This is a genomic window from Streptosporangium brasiliense (genome assembly GCF_030811595.1).
Taxonomy (GTDB): domain Bacteria; phylum Actinomycetota; class Actinomycetes; order Streptosporangiales; family Streptosporangiaceae; genus Streptosporangium; species Streptosporangium brasiliense.
The window spans coordinates 3,990,419-4,007,995 of sequence record NZ_JAUSRB010000002.1 but is presented as its reverse complement, the minus strand read 5'-3'; the positions used below and the strand labels follow the sequence as shown (position 1 = coordinate 4,007,995).

15 protein-coding genes are annotated in these 17,577 nt (G+C 72.2%); all 15 read right to left on the bottom strand.

All coding sequences use genetic code 11. From position 1 onward, the window contains the following. Nucleotides 1-1,773, bottom strand: a complete 1,773-nt coding sequence (locus tag J2S55_RS27085; protein WP_306866447.1) for a serine/threonine-protein kinase — start codon at nucleotides 1,771-1,773, stop codon at nucleotides 1-3. Nucleotides 1,774-1,924: 151 nt separating this feature from the next. Beyond that, on the bottom strand, nucleotides 1,925-2,548 hold the full coding sequence (locus J2S55_RS27080; RefSeq protein ID WP_306866446.1) for a DoxX family protein: 624 nt from the start codon (nucleotides 2,546-2,548) through the stop codon (nucleotides 1,925-1,927). Continuing rightward, nucleotides 2,545-2,736: a hypothetical protein gene (locus J2S55_RS27075; RefSeq protein WP_306866443.1), complete on the bottom strand. Its 192-nt coding sequence runs from the start codon at nucleotides 2,734-2,736 to the stop codon at nucleotides 2,545-2,547. The genes J2S55_RS27080 and J2S55_RS27075 overlap by 4 nt, the downstream gene beginning before the upstream one ends. Nucleotides 2,737-3,062: 326 nt before the next feature. Next, nucleotides 3,063-4,352: a glutamate-5-semialdehyde dehydrogenase gene (locus tag J2S55_RS27070; RefSeq protein ID WP_306866440.1), complete on the bottom strand. Its 1,290-nt coding sequence runs from the start codon at nucleotides 4,350-4,352 to the stop codon at nucleotides 3,063-3,065. A 16-nt stretch (nucleotides 4,353-4,368) separates the two neighbouring features. Further along, nucleotides 4,369-5,520 carry a glutamate 5-kinase gene (proB, locus tag J2S55_RS27065; protein ID WP_306866436.1) on the bottom strand — a complete coding sequence of 384 codons (1,152 nt, stop codon included), beginning with the start codon at nucleotides 5,518-5,520 and terminating at the stop codon, nucleotides 4,369-4,371. Nucleotides 5,521-5,546: 26 nt separating this feature from the next. Next, nucleotides 5,547-6,899, bottom strand: a complete 1,353-nt coding sequence (gene obgE, locus J2S55_RS27060; RefSeq protein WP_306866434.1) for a GTPase ObgE — start codon at nucleotides 6,897-6,899, stop codon at nucleotides 5,547-5,549. 105 nt (nucleotides 6,900-7,004) lie between these two features. Further along, the gene (rpmA, locus tag J2S55_RS27055; RefSeq protein WP_012893687.1) at nucleotides 7,005-7,262 is read right to left on the bottom strand and encodes a 50S ribosomal protein L27; all 258 of its coding nucleotides are present in this window, start codon (nucleotides 7,260-7,262) and stop codon (nucleotides 7,005-7,007) included. Nucleotides 7,263-7,281: 19 nt separating this feature from the next. Further along, nucleotides 7,282-7,584, bottom strand: a complete 303-nt coding sequence (rplU, locus tag J2S55_RS27050; RefSeq protein WP_306866422.1) for a 50S ribosomal protein L21 — start codon at nucleotides 7,582-7,584, stop codon at nucleotides 7,282-7,284. A gap of 219 nt (nucleotides 7,585-7,803) precedes the next feature. Then, nucleotides 7,804-10,572 (bottom strand): Rne/Rng family ribonuclease, encoded by a 2,769-nt coding sequence (locus J2S55_RS27045; protein ID WP_306866419.1) that lies wholly within the window; start codon nucleotides 10,570-10,572, stop codon nucleotides 7,804-7,806. 95 nt (nucleotides 10,573-10,667) lie between these two features. Next, nucleotides 10,668-11,444: a TIGR03936 family radical SAM-associated protein gene (locus tag J2S55_RS27040; RefSeq protein WP_370879798.1), complete on the bottom strand. Its 777-nt coding sequence runs from the start codon at nucleotides 11,442-11,444 to the stop codon at nucleotides 10,668-10,670. A gap of 106 nt (nucleotides 11,445-11,550) precedes the next feature. After that, nucleotides 11,551-13,461: a TIGR03960 family B12-binding radical SAM protein gene (locus tag J2S55_RS27035; RefSeq protein ID WP_306866414.1), complete on the bottom strand. Its 1,911-nt coding sequence runs from the start codon at nucleotides 13,459-13,461 to the stop codon at nucleotides 11,551-11,553. Nucleotides 13,462-13,478: 17 nt separating this feature from the next. After that, nucleotides 13,479-14,378 carry a phosphotransferase family protein gene (locus J2S55_RS27030; protein WP_306866411.1) on the bottom strand — a complete coding sequence of 300 codons (900 nt, stop codon included), beginning with the start codon at nucleotides 14,376-14,378 and terminating at the stop codon, nucleotides 13,479-13,481. Further along, nucleotides 14,375-15,802 (bottom strand): hypothetical protein, encoded by a 1,428-nt coding sequence (locus J2S55_RS27025; protein WP_306866408.1) that lies wholly within the window; start codon nucleotides 15,800-15,802, stop codon nucleotides 14,375-14,377. Before J2S55_RS27025 ends, J2S55_RS27030 begins: the two co-directional genes overlap by 4 nt. 162 nt (nucleotides 15,803-15,964) lie before the next feature. Then, nucleotides 15,965-16,189 (bottom strand): hypothetical protein, encoded by a 225-nt coding sequence (locus J2S55_RS27020; RefSeq protein ID WP_306866403.1) that lies wholly within the window; start codon nucleotides 16,187-16,189, stop codon nucleotides 15,965-15,967. 111 nt (nucleotides 16,190-16,300) lie between these two features. Then, complete coding sequence (gene rodA / locus J2S55_RS27015; protein WP_306866400.1) at nucleotides 16,301-17,464, bottom strand: rod shape-determining protein RodA; 1,164 nt, start codon at nucleotides 17,462-17,464, stop codon at nucleotides 16,301-16,303. Nucleotides 17,465-17,577 lie beyond the last annotated feature (113 nt).

Genomic DNA, 17,577 nt, shown 5'->3' with positions numbered 1-17,577 from the left:
TCAGACCAGGAGGGCGATCCCGCGCACCGCCGCCGCGCACAGCGCGACGAACCCGCCCAGCACGGCGAGCGCCCGCAGTCCCTCCTTGCGGAGTTCAGGGATCTCCGCGCTGATCCGCTCGACCTCTCGGCCGATGATCCCGCCGCAGACGACGCCGAACACGATGCCCGCGACCGCGACGGGGGCGGGGCGCAGCCACCACTCCGGCGGCAGCGACGCGCCGAGGACCAGCCACAGCGCCAGGCCCGCGAGCCCCGCCGCGGGCAGCCCCGGCCAGGCCAGCGCGGTCAGCAGCGACATCGTGAAGGTCAGCGGGAAGCTCACCACGCGCAGCAGGCCCCGGACCCTGGCCGACTTGCGCTTCTTGACCGCCCAGTGCCCGGCCCAGATCGCACGGGCCAGGACGGCGAAGAACCCGGTGACCGCGAAGGTCGCCAGCGGCCAGATCACCGTGGCCACCACGCACGGCACGGCCAGCACGGCCAGCAGGATCAGCGCGGCGCTCCCCGTCGGCAGCGGCCCCGCCCTGCCGGCGCCCATGGCCTCCGAGGCCGGCGCGCCGTCGACCTGCCGTCCTTTGGGCGTCCCCCGGGCGGGCTTGCCCCCCGTCCCGCCGGACGCGGGCCGGGCCGCCCGGGAGGGCTCCCCCGCCGGGGCGGCCGGCCGGCCGCCCCGGGACGTCCCGTCGCCGCCCGCGGCCGGGCGCGCGGACCCGTCCGCCCCGGCGGCCGGCCGCGCCCCCCGGGACGGCTCACCGGTGAGGGCGGCCGACCGGCCGCCGCGCGGGGAAGCCTCCCCGGCCGCGGCCGGACGCGCCCCGCGGTCGGCCTCACCCGTCCTGACGGCCGGCCGGCCGCCGCGCGGGGGCTCCTCCGTCTTGGCCCCGGACCTGGTCCGTGCCTCCGGCCTCCTGGACGTGGCCGGAGCGGCCTTCTCCCCCGCCGGCCGGGCCGCCGCGGGCGCCGGCTCGGGCGAGACCGCACGGGCCAGCCGGGCCAACCTGGCGGCGAGCAGGGCCGCGGTAGGGCGTTTGGCCGCCTCGCGGTGGAGGGCGGCGCGGATCAGCGGGAGCAGCGCGGCGGGGATGCCCGCCAGGTCGGCCTGGCCGTTGAGGATGGCGTACATCTGCGCCTCGACCGTGCCCCGGCCGAAGGTGGGGCGCCCGGTCGCGGCGAAGGCCACCGTGGCCGCCCAGGCGTGCACGTCGGCGGGCTCGCCCACGGGCTCGTCGACGAACAGCTCGGGGGCGGCGTAGCTCGGAGTGCCGAGAAAGGTGCCGGTCAGGGTGAGCCGGGTGGCGTCCAGGACCTGGGCGATGCCGAAGTCGATCAGGACGGGCTCGTCTCCGGCGTTGACCAGCACGTTGGCGGGTTTGAGGTCGCGGTGGACGACCCCGGCCGCGTGAATGATCGACAGCGCGGTGGCCAGGCCCTGGGCGAGGGAGATCAGGGCGGCCCCCTTGAGCGGGCCGCCGCGCCGTACGCGGTCGAAGAGGGTCTCCCCCTCGATGTGCTCCATGACCATGTAGGGCCGTTCGCAGGCGAGGTCGGCGTCGACGACCCGGGCGACGTAGGGGCTCTCGACCCTGCGGAGCGCGCGGACCTCGCGCTCGAGCCGTATTCGGGCCTCCGAGTCGGCGTCGACGACGTCGTGGAGCATCTTGAGCGCCACGTTCTCCCCCCGGCGGCTGGTGGCGAGGTAGACCTCGCCCATGCCGCCCCGGCCGAGGCGCTCTACCAACGTATAGGGGCCGACTCGCCCGAGACGACCCACGTGACCTCCCGCGTCGGCCACATGGGTCCAAGACCGCTGTGCCTATCGGGTCGCTCGCTTGCGCTCGCTCCCCTGCCCTCCAGCCATAGGAGACAACACCATAGCGGGCAGGTGTGACGAATATCCGGCGGCGCGCCGTACCGCTGGAAGATCAGCGTGGCGGGGGCCCGGAGTCCGGCGGCCCGGGGCGGGGCTCGCCGCCGGGCGGGGCGGGCGGCTGGGGCTCGCCGGGCGGCGTGGGCGGCTGGGGCTCGGCCGTGGGGGGCTGCGCCGGCGGCTGGGCGGCGGCGGGCGGGACCGGCCGCAGCGGCTCGGCCGCGATGGGCGGGACGTACGCCGGGACGTTCTCCGCCCGGCGGCGCGCCTCCCTCCGGCGGCCGAAGATCAGGTGGTCCAGGCTGATCCGGCCCGCTCCCCCCGCGGCCAGCAGCAGGGCGGCCGAGCCCAGGGCCCCGACCAGCTCGAACCCGCCCTCGGTGACGAACACTCCGGCACGCGAGTGGACGAAGAAGAACGCGCCGAGCATGTCGGCGGCGATCAGGAGGCCGACGAGCGGGGTCAGCAGTCCCAGGATGAGCAGGACCCCGCCGCCGAACTCGACGACGATGGCGAACGCGGCGGCCACCCTGGGCAGCGGGACCCCCGCCGAGGCGAACATGGTGGCGGTGGCCTCGACACCCCCGGCGCTGAGCTTCTGCCAGCCGTGCGCGATGAAGATCACGCCGAGGACGAGCCGCGCGATCAGCGCGGCCAGGTCGTAGAGGGCCCGCCTCATGGCCGGTGCGCGCTCTCGTGGGAGGGGGCCGCCAGCAGGCTGTCCAGCTCAACCGTGGGCTCGGCCGACAGGCTCCGGCGGCCGGTGCGCCGCCAGTTCACATGCCCCCGGCGCTCCAGCCACAGCATCATCCTGTCGAGCGTGAGCAGCACAAGGCTGACAAACAGGAATGCGACCACGATTTCCATGAAGCCCAGTCAAACCACAAGGGGCTTCGATTACCTGGAGCGACACGCTACTACATTCGGTGACCGGACAGATGCCGGACCGGGTCGGCCACGGAACGCCGGAGCACCGGCCTCACCGCGGGAGCCGCCCGTGGAGGCGGGAGCACCACCCGGCCCCGGACGGCGGCCCGCCCCGAGCGGCCGGTCCCGGGCGGCCCTCCCCGGACGACCGGCCCGGCGTGACGTCGGTCAGGACGGCCCGCGGACGCCCCGGCGGCGAGGACGGGTGCGGGTGAGGCCGGCGCCCCGTCCGGCCATGACACCGGAGACGCCCGCGGCGGCGGCTCCTACTTGTCACCGGCTCCACGGGAGGCGACGACCGTGCCCGTGCCGGTGCGCAGATGGCCCTCGCCGGTGTAGACCCATTTGGTGGAGGTCAGCTCGGGCAGGCCCATCGGACCGCGCGCGTGCAGCTTCTGGGTGGAGATGCCGATCTCCGCGCCGAAGCCGAACTCGCCGCCGTCGGTGAAGCGGGTCGAGGCGTTGACCGCCACGGCCGCGGAGTCGACCAGCGCGACGAACCTGCGGGAGGCGCCGACCGAGCGGGTGACGATCGCGTCGGTGTGGCCCGAGCCGTATTTCCTGATGTGCGCGACCGCGTCCTCCAGCGAGTCGACGACGGCGGCGGCGATGTCCAGCGAGAGGTATTCGGCGCCGAAGTCGTCCTCGCCGGCCGGCACCACCTCGCCGTAGGCCGCGATCCGGGCGTCGCCGTGCACCGTCACCCCCTCGGCGGCCAGCGCGGCCAGCGCGCGCGGCACGAAGGCGTCGGCCACGGCCACGTGCACCAGGAACGTCTCGGCCGCGTTGCACACCGAGGGCCGCTGGACCTTGGAGTTGAGCAGGATCTCGATCGCCAGGTCCTGGTCGGCGTCGGCGTCGACGTAGACGTGGCAGTTGCCCACGCCGGTCTCGATGACCGGGACCGTCGACTCCTCGACCACCGAGTTGATCAGTGAGGCCCCACCGCGCGGGATCAGCACGTCGACCAGGCCGCGGGCCCGCATGAGCTCCTTGACCGAGTCGCGGGTCAGGCCGGGGACCAGCTGCACCGCCCCGGCCGGGACCTCGGTGCCCGCCAGCGCGTCCTGCATGACCTTGACGAGGACCGTGTTGGACTCGTAGGCGCTGGACGAGCCGCGCAGCAGCGTGGCGTTGCCGCTCTTCAGGCAGAGCGCCGCGGCGTCCACGGTCACGTTGGGACGGCCCTCGTAGATGATGCCGATCACGCCCAGCGGCACCCGGAGCTGGCGCAGCTCCAACCCGTTGGGCAGCGTGTTGCCCCGGATCACCTCGCCCACCGGGTCGGGCAGGTCGGCGACCTGGCGGACCGCCTCCGCGATGGCGGCGACACGGGCCTCGTCGAGCCGGAGCCGGTCGATCATGTAATCGGAGGTGCCGCTCTCCCGGGCCCGCTCCACGTCGAGCGCGTTGGCCTGGACGATCTCGGCGGACCGGGCCACCAACGCGTCGGCGATCACGCGGAGCGCGGCGTCCTTCGGGGCCCTCGGCAGCGGGGCCAGCTCGGCGGCGGCCTCTTTAGCCGCCAGGGCTACCTTCAGGAAGTCCTCGGACATCTCGCGCTCCAATGAACTAGTGGTGAGACTCCAGTATGACGATGTCGTCACGGTGGATCAGCTCACGTTCATATTCCGGACCGAGGCTGGCGGCCAGCTCACGGGTGGAGCGGCCCAGCAGCTCCGGGATCTCCCCGGCGTCGAAGTTGACCAGGCCGCGGGCGAGCACCCCGCCGAGCGGCCCGCACAGGTCCACCGGGTCTCCGGCGGCGAACTCCCCCTCCACGGCGGTCACCCCGGCGGGCAGCAGCGACTTGCGGCGGCCCACCACGGCCTCGACCGCGCCGTGGTCCAGATGGAGCCGGCCGCGGCCGGTGGTGGCGTGGGCCAGCCAGAGCAGGCGGGTGCCCGGGTGGCGGCCGTCCGGGTGGAAGCAGGTGCCGATGTCGACACCCGCCAGGGCCTGTGCGGCGTGCGCGGCGGCGGTCAGGACCACGGGCACACCGGCCCCGGTGGCGATCCTGGCCGCCTGCACCTTGGTGACCATCCCGCCGGTGCCGACCGCGCCGCCCTTGCCCAGCTCCACCCCGACCAGGTCGTCCGGACCGCGCACGTCGCCCAGCCGGCGCGCGCCGGGACGGCGCGGATCGCCGTCGTAGAGGGCGTCCACGTCCGACAGCAGCACCAGCGCGTCGGCACGGGTCAGGTGGGCGACCAGGGCGGCGAGCCGGTCGTTGTCGCCGAAGCGGATCTCGTCGGTGGCCACGGTGTCGTTCTCGTTGACCACCGGGACGATGCCCAGCTCCAGCAGCCGGCCCAGCGTCCGCTGGGCGTTGACGTGGTGCGAGCGGCGCATCATGTCGTCGGCGGTCAGCAGCACCTGGCCGACGCGCAGGCCGTAACGGGCGAAGGAGGAGGTGTATCGGGCGACCAGCACCCCCTGGCCGACCGAGGCGGCGGCCTGCTGGGTGGCCAGGTCACGCGGCCGGCTGGCCAGGCCCAGCGGGCCGAGACCGGCCGCGATCGCGCCGGAGGAGACCAGCACGACCTGCGTGCCGGTCCCGCGCCGGGCGGCGAGCACGTCGACCAGGGCGTCCACCCGGTCGACGTCGATCATCCCCTGCGGGGTGGTGAGCGAGGACGAACCCACCTTCACGACGAGGCGTGAGGCCGTACGGATCCGATCGCGCACAGAGTCCACGACAGGCACCTTTCGCAGGGTCTTCATTCACGGGGTCTTCGGGGGAGGGCAGGTCATCCGAGCCGGTTGTCCGAGCCGCGCGGCCCCTGGTGCACGGCCTCGGCGTTGAGGGTCGGCTGCCAGTCGAAGATGTAGCCGTTCTCCATGGACCCGATGACCACCTCGGCCCCGGCCGTGGCCCCGGCCTTGGTGAGCTCCTCCTCGACCCCGAGCCGCTCCAGCCGGTCGGCCAGGTAGCCGACGGCCTCGTCGTTGGTGAAGTCGGTCTGGCGGATCCACCGCTCCGGCTTGACCCCGGTGACCTGGAAGGTGTTGTCGTCGACCCGGCGCACGGTGAAGCCCGCGTCGCCGAGCTGCCGGGGCTTGATGACCAGGCGGGTCGGCTCGACCACAGGCGCGGCGGCCCGGGCCGCGGCGACCATCTCGCCCATGGCGTAGGTCAGCTCCTTGAGGCCCTCGTGAGTGGCCGCGGAGATCGAGAAGACCCGCATGCCCCGCTCCTCGAGCATCGGCCGGACGATGTCGGCCAGCTCGCGGGCGTCGGGCACGTCGGCCTTGTTGAGCACGGCCAGGCGTGGCCGGTCCTCCAGCTTGCCGTAGGCCCTCAGCTCGGCCTCGATCGCCTCGTAGTCGCTGATCGGGTCGCGGCCGGGCTCCATGGTGGCGCAGTCGATCACGTGGACGAGCGTGTTGCACCGTTCGACGTGGCGCAGGAACTCATGGCCCAGCCCCTTGCCCTCCGAGGCGCCCGGGATGAGGCCGGGCACGTCGGCGACGGTGAAGACGGTGTCACCGGCGGTCACCACGCCGAGGTTGGGCACCAGGGTGGTGAACGGGTAGTCGGCGATCTTCGGCCGGGCCGCGGAGAGCGCCGCGATGAGGGAGGACTTGCCCGCGCTCGGGAAGCCCACCAGCGCCACGTCGGCGACGCTCTTCATCTCCAGCATCACATCGAGCTCGTCGCCGGGCTCGCCGAGCAGCGCGAAGCCGGGGGCCTTGCGCTTGGCGGTGGCCAGGGCGGCGTTGCCGAGCCCGCCGTGCCCGCCTTCGGCGATCACGTAGCGGGTGCCGGCGCCGATCAGGTCGATCAGGACCTCACCGGTCTGGGCGTCCTTGACCACGGTGCCGTCGGGGACCGAGAGGATGATGTCACCGCCGTTGGCGCCGTCGCGGTTGGCGCCCGAGCCCTGCCTGCCGTTGTCGGCCTTGCGGTGCGGGCGGCGGTGATACTCCAGCAGCGTGGCCGTGTTGGGGTCGACCTCCAGGATCACGTCGCCGCCGCGGCCGCCGTTGCCGCCGTCGGGGCCGCCCAGCGGCTTGAACTTCTCCCGATGCACAGAGGCGCAGCCATGTCCCCCGTCACCGGCCTTGATGTGCAGGACCACCTGGTCCACAAAGTCCGGCATGTCTGCCCTCCTACCCCCATCTGCGGAAATACCCGCTTACAACACCAACAGGGGCGGACCGCGCCATGCGATCCACCCCTGCCGTTAACGTCTGTCGGTGCGGATCTACTCCGCGACCGGGACGATGCTCACCGCGCGACGACCGCGCTTGACACCGAACTGCACGTGACCGGCGGCCAGCGCGAACAGCGTGTCATCGCCACCGCGGCCGACGTTGTCGCCCGGGTGGAAGTGGGTGCCACGCTGGCGGACGATGATCTCGCCGGCGTTGACCAGCTGGCCGCCGAAGCGCTTCACACCGAGCCGCTGGGCGTTGGAGTCACGGCCGTTCCGAGTGGACGACGCGCCCTTCTTGTGTGCCATCTCGCAAAACTCCCGAAACTCAGGCCTGGTTGATGCCGGTGATCTTCACCTGCGTGTAACGCTGGCGGTGACCCTGGCGCTTCTTGTAGCCGCTCTTGTTCTTGTACTTCAGGATCCGGATCTTCGGACCCTTGGTCTCGCCGAGAATCTCGGCGGCAACCGTGAACTTGCCCGTCTCGGTGGTCACGTCGCCATCGTTGACGACGAGCACCGTCGGCAGCGAAACCGTGGAACCGACCTCGCCGGCGACCTTGTCCACCTCGAGGACGTCACCGACGGAGACCTTCTGCTGCCTGCCGCCGCAACGAACGATCGCGTACACCGCGGAACCCTTCTTCTGACTACTTGCTCGCTGGATGCTGCGCCCCGCATCCGGCTATGGTCACTTGGTTGACCGACGAACCGGGTAGGCGCGCGAACAGGGCGCGCCATGAGCGCACCGGTTCACCAGGGTACCGGATTACCGGTGTCCTGGTCGAACCGGGCGGAACGTCGGCGGTCGCCGGCCTGACGGCCGGCGGGGCCTTGCCTGGTTGCCGACCTATTCGGCCGACTTGGCCTTGCGGGAGCGTCGCCGCCCCCGGCCGGAAGCCTGTATGCCTTGCGCGTCCTCGGTCGGGACGTCGTCAAGCGCATCGGTCACCGTATCACGGCCAGACTGGTCACTGGCCGCAACAGCGTGGCCGGCGTCCTTGCCGAGCTTCTCGGCGACCGCCTTCTCCACGGCCATCTTGCCCTGGGTGCCACGCGGCTCCGGCTTGCTCTCGACCGGCTCGGCCGAGACGTGCAGACCGCGGCCGTTGCAGCACTCGCAGACGGTGGAGAAGGCCTCCAGGAGGCCCTGTCCGACCCGCTTACGCGTCATCTGCACCAGACCGAGGGAGGTGACCTCGGCGACCTGGTGCTTGGTCCGGTCACGGGCCAGGCACTCCAGCAGCCGCCGCAGCACCAGATCGCGGTTGTTCTCCAGCACCATGTCGATGAAGTCGATGACGATGATGCCGCCGATGTCCCGCAGCCTGAGCTGGCGGACGATCTCCTCGGCCGCCTCCAGGTTGTTGCGGGTGACGGTCTCCTCGAGGTTTCCGCCCTGGCCGGTGAACTTGCCGGTGTTGACGTCGACCACGGTCATGGCCTCGGTCCGGTCGATCACCAGCGAACCTCCGCTGGGCAGCCAGACCTTGCGCTCCATCGCCTTGGCGATCTGCTCGTCGATCCGGTAGGCGGCGAAGACGTCACTGCCGTCCTCCCACCGGGAGAGCCGGTCGGCCAGGTGCGGAGCGACATAGCGGACGTATTCGTCGACCGTCTCCCACACGTCGCCCGCCACGACCAGCGAGGTGAAGTCCTCGTTGAAGACGTCACGGACCACCCGGACGGTCAGGTCGGGCTCGGAGGACAGCAGCTCCGGCGCGCTGGCCGACTTGGCCTTGCGCTGGATGTTCTCCCACTGGGCCGACAGCCTGGCCACGTCACGGCCGAGCTCCTCCTCCGACGCGCCCTCGGCGGCCGTGCGGACGATGACCCCGGCGTTCTCCGGCATCACCTTCTTCAGGATGCTCTTGAGGCGGGTGCGCTCCTTGTCGGGGAGCTTGCGGCTGATGCCGGTCATCGAGCCGTCGGGCACGTAGACCAGGTAACGGCCGGGGAGACTGATCTGCGAGGTGAGTCGGGCGCCCTTGTGCCCGATCGGGTCCTTGGTGACCTGCACCAGCACCGACTGGCCGGACTTCAGCGCCACCTCGATCCGCTTGGGCTGGCCCTCCAGCCCGGCGGTGTCGAAGTTGACCTCACCGGCGTACAGCACCGCGTTGCGGCCCTTGCCGATGTCGACGAACGCCGCCTCCATGCTCGGCAGCACGTTCTGCACCTTGCCGAGGTAGACGTTGCCCACGTAGGACTGGCTCGCCTCACGGTTGACGTAGTGCTCGACGAGGACGCCGTCCTCCAGCACCGCTATCTGGGTCCGGCCACCGGTGCGGCGCACCACCATCATGCGCTCGACGGACTCCCGGCGGGCCAGGAACTCCGACTCGGTGATGATCGGCGGACGCCTCCGGCCGAGCTCGCGGCCTTCCCGGCGGCGCTGCTTCTTGGCCTCCAGGCGGGTCGAGCCGCGCACACTCTGCACCTCGTCCGCCGAGGTGCTGCGCCCGGCGCGGGGCGCGCGGATCCGGACCACCGTGTTCGGCGGATCGTCCTGGACCTCGCCCGCCTCCTCGGTGCCCCTGCGGCGGCGACGGCGACGGCGGCGGGAGCTGCCGCCCTCCGCGTCCTCGTCGTGCTCGGCCTCGGGCGCCGCCGTGTCCTCGGACTGCTCGGAATCGTCGTCCTCGGTCTCGTCCAGCTCACGCGTCTTGCCCCGGCCGCGGCCGCCCCTGCGGCGGCGGCGACGGCGGCCACCGGCCTCGTCGTCGCCGTCGGTGTCGTCGTCCTCGGGCTCCTCGGCGGTCTCCGCCTCGACCTCGGCGGGCTCCGGCTCGGGCTGCGCCACAGGCTGCTGCGCCGGGGCCGGACGGACGGCGGGCTGCTCGGCCCGGTAGGGATCGGGTGCCTGGAACAGCGGCTGGAACACCGCCGCCGGCGCCTGGAAGGTCACCGAGGGGACCTCGGCGCGGTCCTGGACCGACAGCCCGAACGGGTCGACGAACAGCCCCGGCCGCTCTTCGGTGACATCTTCACCGGCGGGCTCGTCGTCCAGCGCCTCGTCGGCGGGCATCGTCAGCAGCAGCGCCGCCGCGACCTCCTCGGCCTCGGCCGTGCTGATGTCGACGATCGGCTCCGCCTCGACCGGCGGCGCCTCCTGCTGGACGGCCTTCTTGCGGGTACGGCTGCGCTTGACCGGCGCGGGCGCCTCCTCCGCCGCCGGCTCGGCGGCCGGCGCGGGGCTGTCCTGCGCCACCGGCGCGGGGGCCTCCTCCGCGGCGGGCGCGGCGGCCTCGGGGGCCGGCTCGGGCTCCGCCTTCTTGGCGCGGCTGCGCCGGGTGGTGGTCGTGGCGGCGGTCGTGGCCGCCTTGCGTCGGGTGGCGCGCTTGGGCGCCGCCTCCTGAGCCGCCTCCGGCTCGGGCGCCGTCTCCTGGACCGCTTCCGGCTCTGGCGCCGTGGTCACCGCCGCCGGGGCCTCCGGCTCCGGCGCCTCCGGCGCGGAAGGCCGCTCCACGGCCGCCGCCACCGGCGGGGCGGTCTCCGGCTCCTCCGGCGGAGGCCCGGCGGGCCGGCTTGCGGCCCGCCGACGGCGTGTCGGCTGTGTCTGTTCTGTCATATCCCCGCCGGGGCCATTGGCCCCGACGTTGGGCTCGTTGTCGAGCATGCGGGCGCTCTCCCGTCAGCTCCCGGGCGCGTCTCCGCGCCGCACAGGAGCTCTCGTCTCTCGCTGTACGCCGAGCCTGGGCCCGGCGCCAAGTCCTATAGGTCGCCGCCGACGTACGGGCCCACCGGTTCCGTTTCGCCGCCGCGCGTAGTGTCGCGGTCAAGGTCGAACGGATCGGCGGGCTTACCGGTGCGCACGTCCAGCGGTCCCTGCGCCAGCCTGGTCACCTCGGGGGGCACCGGCGGCGCGAAGTCAGCCACAAGTCGCAGTCCAGTAAGAACGTCGTCGGGTCGAACGGCAGGAGTTGCGTGCCGTACAACCATGCGAAGTATGACACATGGCTGACTGGACGCCTGACCTGCTGTTGTCTCAGTTCCCTCAATAACCCCGAGGCTCAGCACCGCCTCACGCGCGTCGAAGCGGCGCGGCCCCTTCTTGGTGAGGCGCTCCACCTCGACTCGCTCGGTGGTGAGGAACCGCTCGACCGCCACCCCGGCGAGGGCGGGGTCGGCCTCCGGGAGCCGCACCTCCCACGCAGAGCACTCCAGCCGGTCGGCCAGGCTCCCGGTGCCCGCCTCGACGACGTCGAGCACGTCGAGACCGTGCGGGAGCGAGGTGTCCAGGGCGGCATGGAGCCGGCCGGGGTCACACTCGCGCGTCACGGCGATCTCGAGGTATTCGGCCTCGCTGGCGACTCCGGTGGGTGCGGCCGCGCCCACGTAGGAGATTCTGGGGTGGGGTGAGAAGCCCGCGCTGAACGCCACCGGCACGTCGGCACGCCGGACCGCGCGTTCCACGGCCCGGGAGATGTCACGGTGGCTGGTGAAGCGCAGGCGTCCGCGCTTGGCGTAGCGGACACGCAGGCGCTGCACCACGGGCGCGGGCGGAGGCCCATCAGGAGCGGGTTTCAGGGTGGTGTCGTCCTTCCCAAGTCGTGGTCGTCAGTTCAGGATAGGCCGTGCTCACGCACGGCCTATCTCAGACAACCGTCAGTGGCAGCAGCTTCTTCCCCGTCGGCCCGATCTGGATCTCGGTGCCCATGGTGGGGCAGACGCCGCAGTCGTAGCACGGGGTCCAGCGGCAGTCCTCGACCTCGACGTCGCTGACGGCGTCCTGCCAGTCCTGCCAGAGCCATTCGCGGTCGAGACCGGCGTCGAGGTGGTCCCAGGGCAGCACCTCGTTCTCCTCGCGCTCGCGCGTGGTGTACCAGTCGACGTCGACGCCGACCTTGGCCGCGGCGTCCATCCAGCGCTGGTAGGAGAAGTGCTCGCTCCAGCCGTCGAACCGGCCGCCGTCCTCCCAGACGGCCCGGATGACCTTGCCCACCCGGCGGTCGCCCCGGGAGAGCAGGCCCTCCACGATCGAGGGCTTGCCGTCGTGGTAGCGCAGGCCGATGGCCCTGCCGTACTCCCGGTCACCGCGCAGGGCGTCCTTCAACGCCTTGAGCCGGTGGTCCACCGTCTCGTGGGCGGCCTGGGCCGCCCACTGGAACGGGGTGTGCGGCTTGGGCACGAAACCGCCGATGGAGACCGTGCAGCGGACGTCACGCGACCCGGTGGCCTCGCGACCCGCCTTGATGACCTTCTTGGCCAGGTCCGCGATGCCCAGGACGTCGGCGTCCTCCTCCGTGGGCAGGCCGCACATGAAGTAGAGCTTCACCTGCCGCCAGCCCTGGGTGTAGGCGGTGGTGACGGTCCGGATCAGGTCTTCCTCGGTGACCATCTTGTTGATCACCTTGCGCATCCGCTCGGAGCCGCCCTCCGGGGCGAACGTCAGGCCCGAGCGGCGGCCGTTGCGGGAGAACTCGTTGGCCAGGTCGATGTTGAAGGCGTCGACCCGGGTCGAGGGCAGCGACAGCGAGGTGTTGGTGCCCTCGTAACGGTCGGCCAGGCCCTTGGCGATGTCACCGATCTCGGAGTGGTCGGCCGACGACAGCGACAGCAGCCCGACCTCGTTGAAGCCGGACGCCTTGACGCCCGCGTCGACCATGTCGCCGATCGTGGTGATCGAACGCTCCCGGACCGGCCTGGTGATCATTCCGGCCTGGCAGAACCGGCAGCCGCGGGTGCAGCCGCGGAAGATCTCCACGCTGAACCGCTCGTGCACGGTCTCGGCCAGCGGGACCAGCGGCTTCTTCGGATAGGGCCACTCGTCCAGATCCATGACCGTGTGCTTGTGGATCCGCCACGGCACGCCCGACCGGTTGGGCGCGACACGCCGGATCCGGCCGTCGGCGTGGTAGTCGACGTCGTAGAACCTGGGCACGTAGACCCCGCCGGACTCGGCCAGCCGCATCAGCAGTTCGTCGCGTCCGCCGGGCGAGCCCTCGGCCTTCCACTCACGGATGACCTCGGTGATCGCGATGGCGATCTGCTCTCCGTCGCCCAGCACCGCGGCGTCGATGAAGTCGGCGATCGGCTCCGGGTTGAAGGCCGCGTGGCCGCCCGCGAGGACGATCGGATCGTCGTCGCCCCGGTCGGCCGCCTCCAGCGGGATGCCCGCCAGCTCCAGCGCGGTGAGCATGTTGGTGTAGCCGAGCTCGGTGGAGAACGACAGCCCGAACACATCGAACGCCCGCACCGGCCGGTGGGCGTCGACCGTGAACTGGGGAACGCCCTCGGACCGCATGAGCGCCTCAAGATCGGGCCAGACCGCGTAGGTCCGCTCGGCCAGCGTCTCGGGCATCTCGTTGAGGATCTCGTAGAGAATCTGGACGCCCTGGTTGGGCAGGCCCACCTCGTAGGCGTCCGGGTACATCAGGGCCCAGCGGACCGTGGTCTCGTCCCAGTTCTTAACGGTCGAGTTGAGCTCACCTCCGACATACTGGATCGGCTTCTGCACTCTGGGCAGAAGCGCTTCCAGGCGGGGAAACAGCGACTCGACAGACATGCGTCAAGCCTATCCGGCTAGAACGGGTGCCACAGGCGGTCGTCCCCCGCCCGCAGCGAGTCGAGCCGGTGCCGCAGCTCCTCGCCGGCCCGGCGGTCACGGTGGGCGTTGCGGAGCACGGCGGTGAGAGTCTGCAGTTCGCGCATGTCGCGCAGCACCGGATAGCCCTCCCAGCGCGTCGCGTCATAGCCGTAGGCCTCGCTGAAATTGGACCGCTGCCGCTCGGTGAGCCCGAACCGGACCCCCTGCAGGGTCGGGATCAGATCGATCTCCCGCGGCCCCGCGCACACCCCGTCCCAGTCGCACAGCAGGAACCCGTCACGCGTCCGGATCATGTTCCCGCGGTGGGCGTCGCCGTGCGTCAGCCCGTACGGCAGGGCGAACTCCAGCCGCTCGTAGTAGGTCTCGGCGAGTGTGTCGCAGCGCCCGAGCAGCCAGGCGCGGTCGTCGTCGTCGAGCGTGCGGCCGGCCAGGATCGCCCGGCGCACCGCCCCGAAGGGGTCGTGGGTCGGCAGCTCGAACGGCACCGGCGGCAGGTCGTGCAGCCTGCGCAGCAGCGGGCCGAGCTGCGCCGGGTCGGGCGGCGGCCCGATGTGCTCCTCGTGGTGCCAGAAGGTCGCCAGGAAACCCTCCGCGACGACCGGCTGCTTGATCTCCTCCAGCGGCCGGATGGTGGGGAAGCCCTGCTCGGCCAGCCAGCGGGTGACCCGGACCGAGGTCACCAGCCGGTCGAACTTGCCCGGCGTGGTCGCCTGCGCCAGCCGTACCACCACCCGCTCGGCGGGCAGGTGGTAGACGGTGTTGGCGAAGTCGCGCAGCAACGTGAAACCGGTGCTGTCCAGCCCGGCCTCCCGGCTGGTGTGGCCGAGCGCCGCGGCCGCCCGGGTGAGGAGCGGGTTTCCGGCGGCAATGGTCATCGTCCGCTCCTGTCCGAGATCGCGTGCCGGGCCTGCTGGGGGAGGCCGACGGCGCAGAAACTCTCGATCTGTCTGGCCATGTGCGCTCCTCCGGGTCTGGCCGACAGCAGCGCGCGGCCCGTGCTGAGGGTCGTGCCCAGGCTGCCGATGCGCCGGTCGGGCGGGAGCGCGAGGATCGGCGCCATGGCGCCCTCCGCACCCGCGGCGTCGCCCTCCATGAGGTGGGCGATCGCCAGGTGGGCGCTGGCCATGGACTCGCACCCGTAGGAGCGGTTCTCCGGATCCCCGGCGGCGTACAGGGCCAGCGACTCGCCCGCCGCCTCGATGGCCGCCGCCGAGGCGCCCAGATGCAGGTGGGTGACCGCCGCGTAGTAGCGCTCCTTGGCCGGGCGGAACGCGAACTCTCCGGCGATCTCGTCGTGCAGCTCGTCCGCCCCGGCCGCCCGGACGTCCGCCGCCCGGCGCAGCGCCTCCTCCGCCTCCCGGCCCCGGCCCATCAGCGCGTAGGAGCGGGCCCGCAGCATGTGCAGGCGGGTGGCGCCGGACCCCGCGCTCATCGAGGTCAGCCCCTCCTCCGCGTATCTGGCCGCGTCGCTGTAGCGCCGGTCCCACAGCGCCACCGAGGCCTGCATCCCGCGCGCCCAGCCCATCAGCGGCGCGTGCCCGGCCACCTTGCCGTAGGTCCAGGCGGCCCGGGCGAGGGTGTCGGCGGGGACCCGGCGGTCCATGTCCATGCTGACGTTGGCCATCAGCCCGCACAGCGCGCCGGTCAGGAAGTAGAGCTCCCGGGCCTGCCCGGGGTGGATGCGCTTGTCCAGCGCCCTGCGGGTCCGTTCCTGCAGTTCCCGCATCTCCACGAAGAGCGGCAGCGGGGCCTCGGCGACGTAGCGTTTGCCGACCCAGATCACCTGGGTGCGCAGCCGCTCCAGCGCGCCCGAGCCCAGCTCGCTCGCCTCGGCCTCCTCGGCGTGGGCGCCCGCCTCGTCGGCCGCCGCCGAGATCAGGTCCAGGGCGGGGGGCCCGGACGGCACGGAGCGCAGCTCCTCGGGGGTGTAGTCGTTGGCGAAGCCGAGCTGCACGGGCCCGGTCTCGTAGAGGCGGCACAGCAGGTCCGTGTAGTCCCGGTCGGGTCGCGCCCCGGCCTCCCACTCCCGCCAGGAGCGCTCGGTCAGCCCGCGCCGCTTGACGCCCTCCCTGTCGCACAGGGCGTGGAAGTGCTCGATGGCCTCCTCCACGGTCCAGCCGTGCGCGAGCCTGCGGCATTTGAACCTGGTCTGCTGCGGGCAGCAGGCATGGATCTCGTCGACCATCTGCTGGATCACCGCCGCCGACGGCGGACCGGACACGGAAGCCAGCGTCCGGTTACGGATGATCGTCGCGCAGGCCAGCGCGGCGCGGTCTCCACGGCGTGAACTCTGGGTCATCGGCTCTCCCGGCCGTTCTCCGAAGGGGTCGCCGCCACGCTAGTGCGCCGGCCGGTACCGGGTGGACCTGAGAGTCCGCCGCCGGCGCGGGAGCGGGCCCCCGCCATGAGGCGCGCTCCCCTCATGTTCATGAAGCGCACTCCCCTCACGGGCCGAACCCCCTCATGAACCGGCCTCCCCGAAGGGCCCGACCGTCCCGCCGTTGCGGAGCTGGGCCTGGAAGAGCTGCCCGCACAGGCTGCTCGGGGTCTCGGCGAACCAGACCGCCGGCGGGCTGCCCGCCGACACCGCGGCCCACCGGCCCTTGCTGAAGACGATCCGATAGTCGGGGAACGCGGTACGCAGCAGTTCCAGTGCCCGTTGCCGCTCGGCGAGCTCCGATGTCACGGCTCCTCCGTCATCGCGAGTTCCGTCATCGTTCCCAGAATGTTCGCTTGACCACCGCGACGCCAGTGAGAATCCGGGGCCACGGACATGCGGGCGGCTCTCATGTCGGGCCTAGAACGATTGTTCGCGGATGTGGATGGCCTGGAGCAGGCCGACGGCGATCATATTGGCGAAGGTCGCCGTGCCGCCATAGGAGACGAACGGCAGTGGAAGACCGGTGATCGGCATGATCCCGATCGTCATGCCGATGTTGACGAACGACTGGAAGGCCAGCCAGCACACGATCACTCCGGCCGTCAGCGTGCCGAACCGGTCGTCGCACTCCCGCGCGATCCGCATCCCGCGCAGCAGGATCACGCCGAGCAGGGCCACCACGGTGACCGAGCCGAGGAAGCCGAACTCCTCCCCCGCCACGGTGAAGATGAAGTCGGTGTGCTGTTCGGGCACGAACCGGCCGGTGGTCTGACCGCCGTCGAACAGGCCCTTGCCGAACAGCTCCCCCGAGCCGATGGCGATCAGCGACTGGGTGCTGTTGTAGCCGACGCCACGCGGATCACTGGCGGGGTTGAGGAAGGCGGTGAACCGGGCGATCTGGTACGGCTCCAGCACGTCGAGGAACCACACGGCCACCGCCCCGCCGGCCACGGCGAGGGTGAGGCCGCCGATCCAGCGTTTGCGGACCCCGGCGACGACGAGCGCGGCGGCCGTGATCACCCCGAGGACCATCGTGGTGCCCAGGTCGGGCTGGAGCATCACCAGCCCCATGGTGAAGACGCCCACCACCAGCGCTATCCCGACGTCCAGGCCGCGCGGCCGGTCGGTGCCGGCGGCGGGCTTGGCCAGCAGCATGGCGAGCATCAGCACCAGGCCGAGCTTGGCGAACTCCGACGGCTGGAAGGCGAACCCCCCGCCCACCATGATCCACGAGTGGGCTCCGTTCACGGTGGAGCCGAGCGGCGTGATCACCAGGAACAGCCCGAGCAGGGACAGGCCGTACACCAGCGGCGCGTAGGCCCGCAGCCTGCGGTGGTCGACCATCGCCGCCGCGACGGTCAGCGCGGTCCCGATGCAGAGGTTGAGGATGTGCTTCTTGACCAGCCCGGTGGACCCGGGCGCCCAGGTCCTGGTGGACGACCAGACCAGCATCGTGCCGATCACCGCCAGCGCCGCGACGGCGACCAGCAGCACCCCGTCCATGCGGCGCACCGCCGAGGTCGCCACCACTGCCCCGCGGGTGAGGGACCCCCTCCGCGGCGCGGCGACCGTCCGGCTCATCGCGCCACCGCCGGACCGTGGAGAACGCCGCGCGCCGCCGGACCGTGCAGAACGCGGCCGTGCGCCGCCGGGCCATGGAGAACACCGCCGTGCGCCGCCGGGCGGAGCGGGGC

Coding starts and splice junctions, on each gene's coding strand:
- J2S55_RS27080 (WP_306866446.1), bottom strand. CDS start 2,548: ATGAGGCGGGCCCTCTACGACCTGGCCGCGCTGATCGCGCGGCTCGTC.
- J2S55_RS27075 (WP_306866443.1), bottom strand. CDS start 2,736: ATGGAAATCGTGGTCGCATTCCTGTTTGTCAGCCTTGTGCTGCTCACG.
- J2S55_RS27070 (WP_306866440.1), bottom strand. CDS start 4,352: ATGTCCGAGGACTTCCTGAAGGTAGCCCTGGCGGCTAAAGAGGCCGCC.
- proB (WP_306866436.1), bottom strand. CDS start 5,520: ATGAAGACCCTGCGAAAGGTGCCTGTCGTGGACTCTGTGCGCGATCGG.
- obgE (WP_306866434.1), bottom strand. CDS start 6,899: ATGCCGGACTTTGTGGACCAGGTGGTCCTGCACATCAAGGCCGGTGAC.
- rpmA (WP_012893687.1), bottom strand. CDS start 7,262: ATGGCACACAAGAAGGGCGCGTCGTCCACTCGGAACGGCCGTGACTCC.
- J2S55_RS27045 (WP_306866419.1), bottom strand. CDS start 10,572: ATGCTCGACAACGAGCCCAACGTCGGGGCCAATGGCCCCGGCGGGGAT.
- J2S55_RS27035 (WP_306866414.1), bottom strand. CDS start 13,461: ATGTCTGTCGAGTCGCTGTTTCCCCGCCTGGAAGCGCTTCTGCCCAGA.
- J2S55_RS27030 (WP_306866411.1), bottom strand. CDS start 14,378: ATGACCATTGCCGCCGGAAACCCGCTCCTCACCCGGGCGGCCGCGGCG.
- J2S55_RS27025 (WP_306866408.1), bottom strand. CDS start 15,802: ATGACCCAGAGTTCACGCCGTGGAGACCGCGCCGCGCTGGCCTGCGCG.
- rodA (WP_306866400.1), bottom strand. CDS start 17,464: ATGAGCCGGACGGTCGCCGCGCCGCGGAGGGGGTCCCTCACCCGCGGG.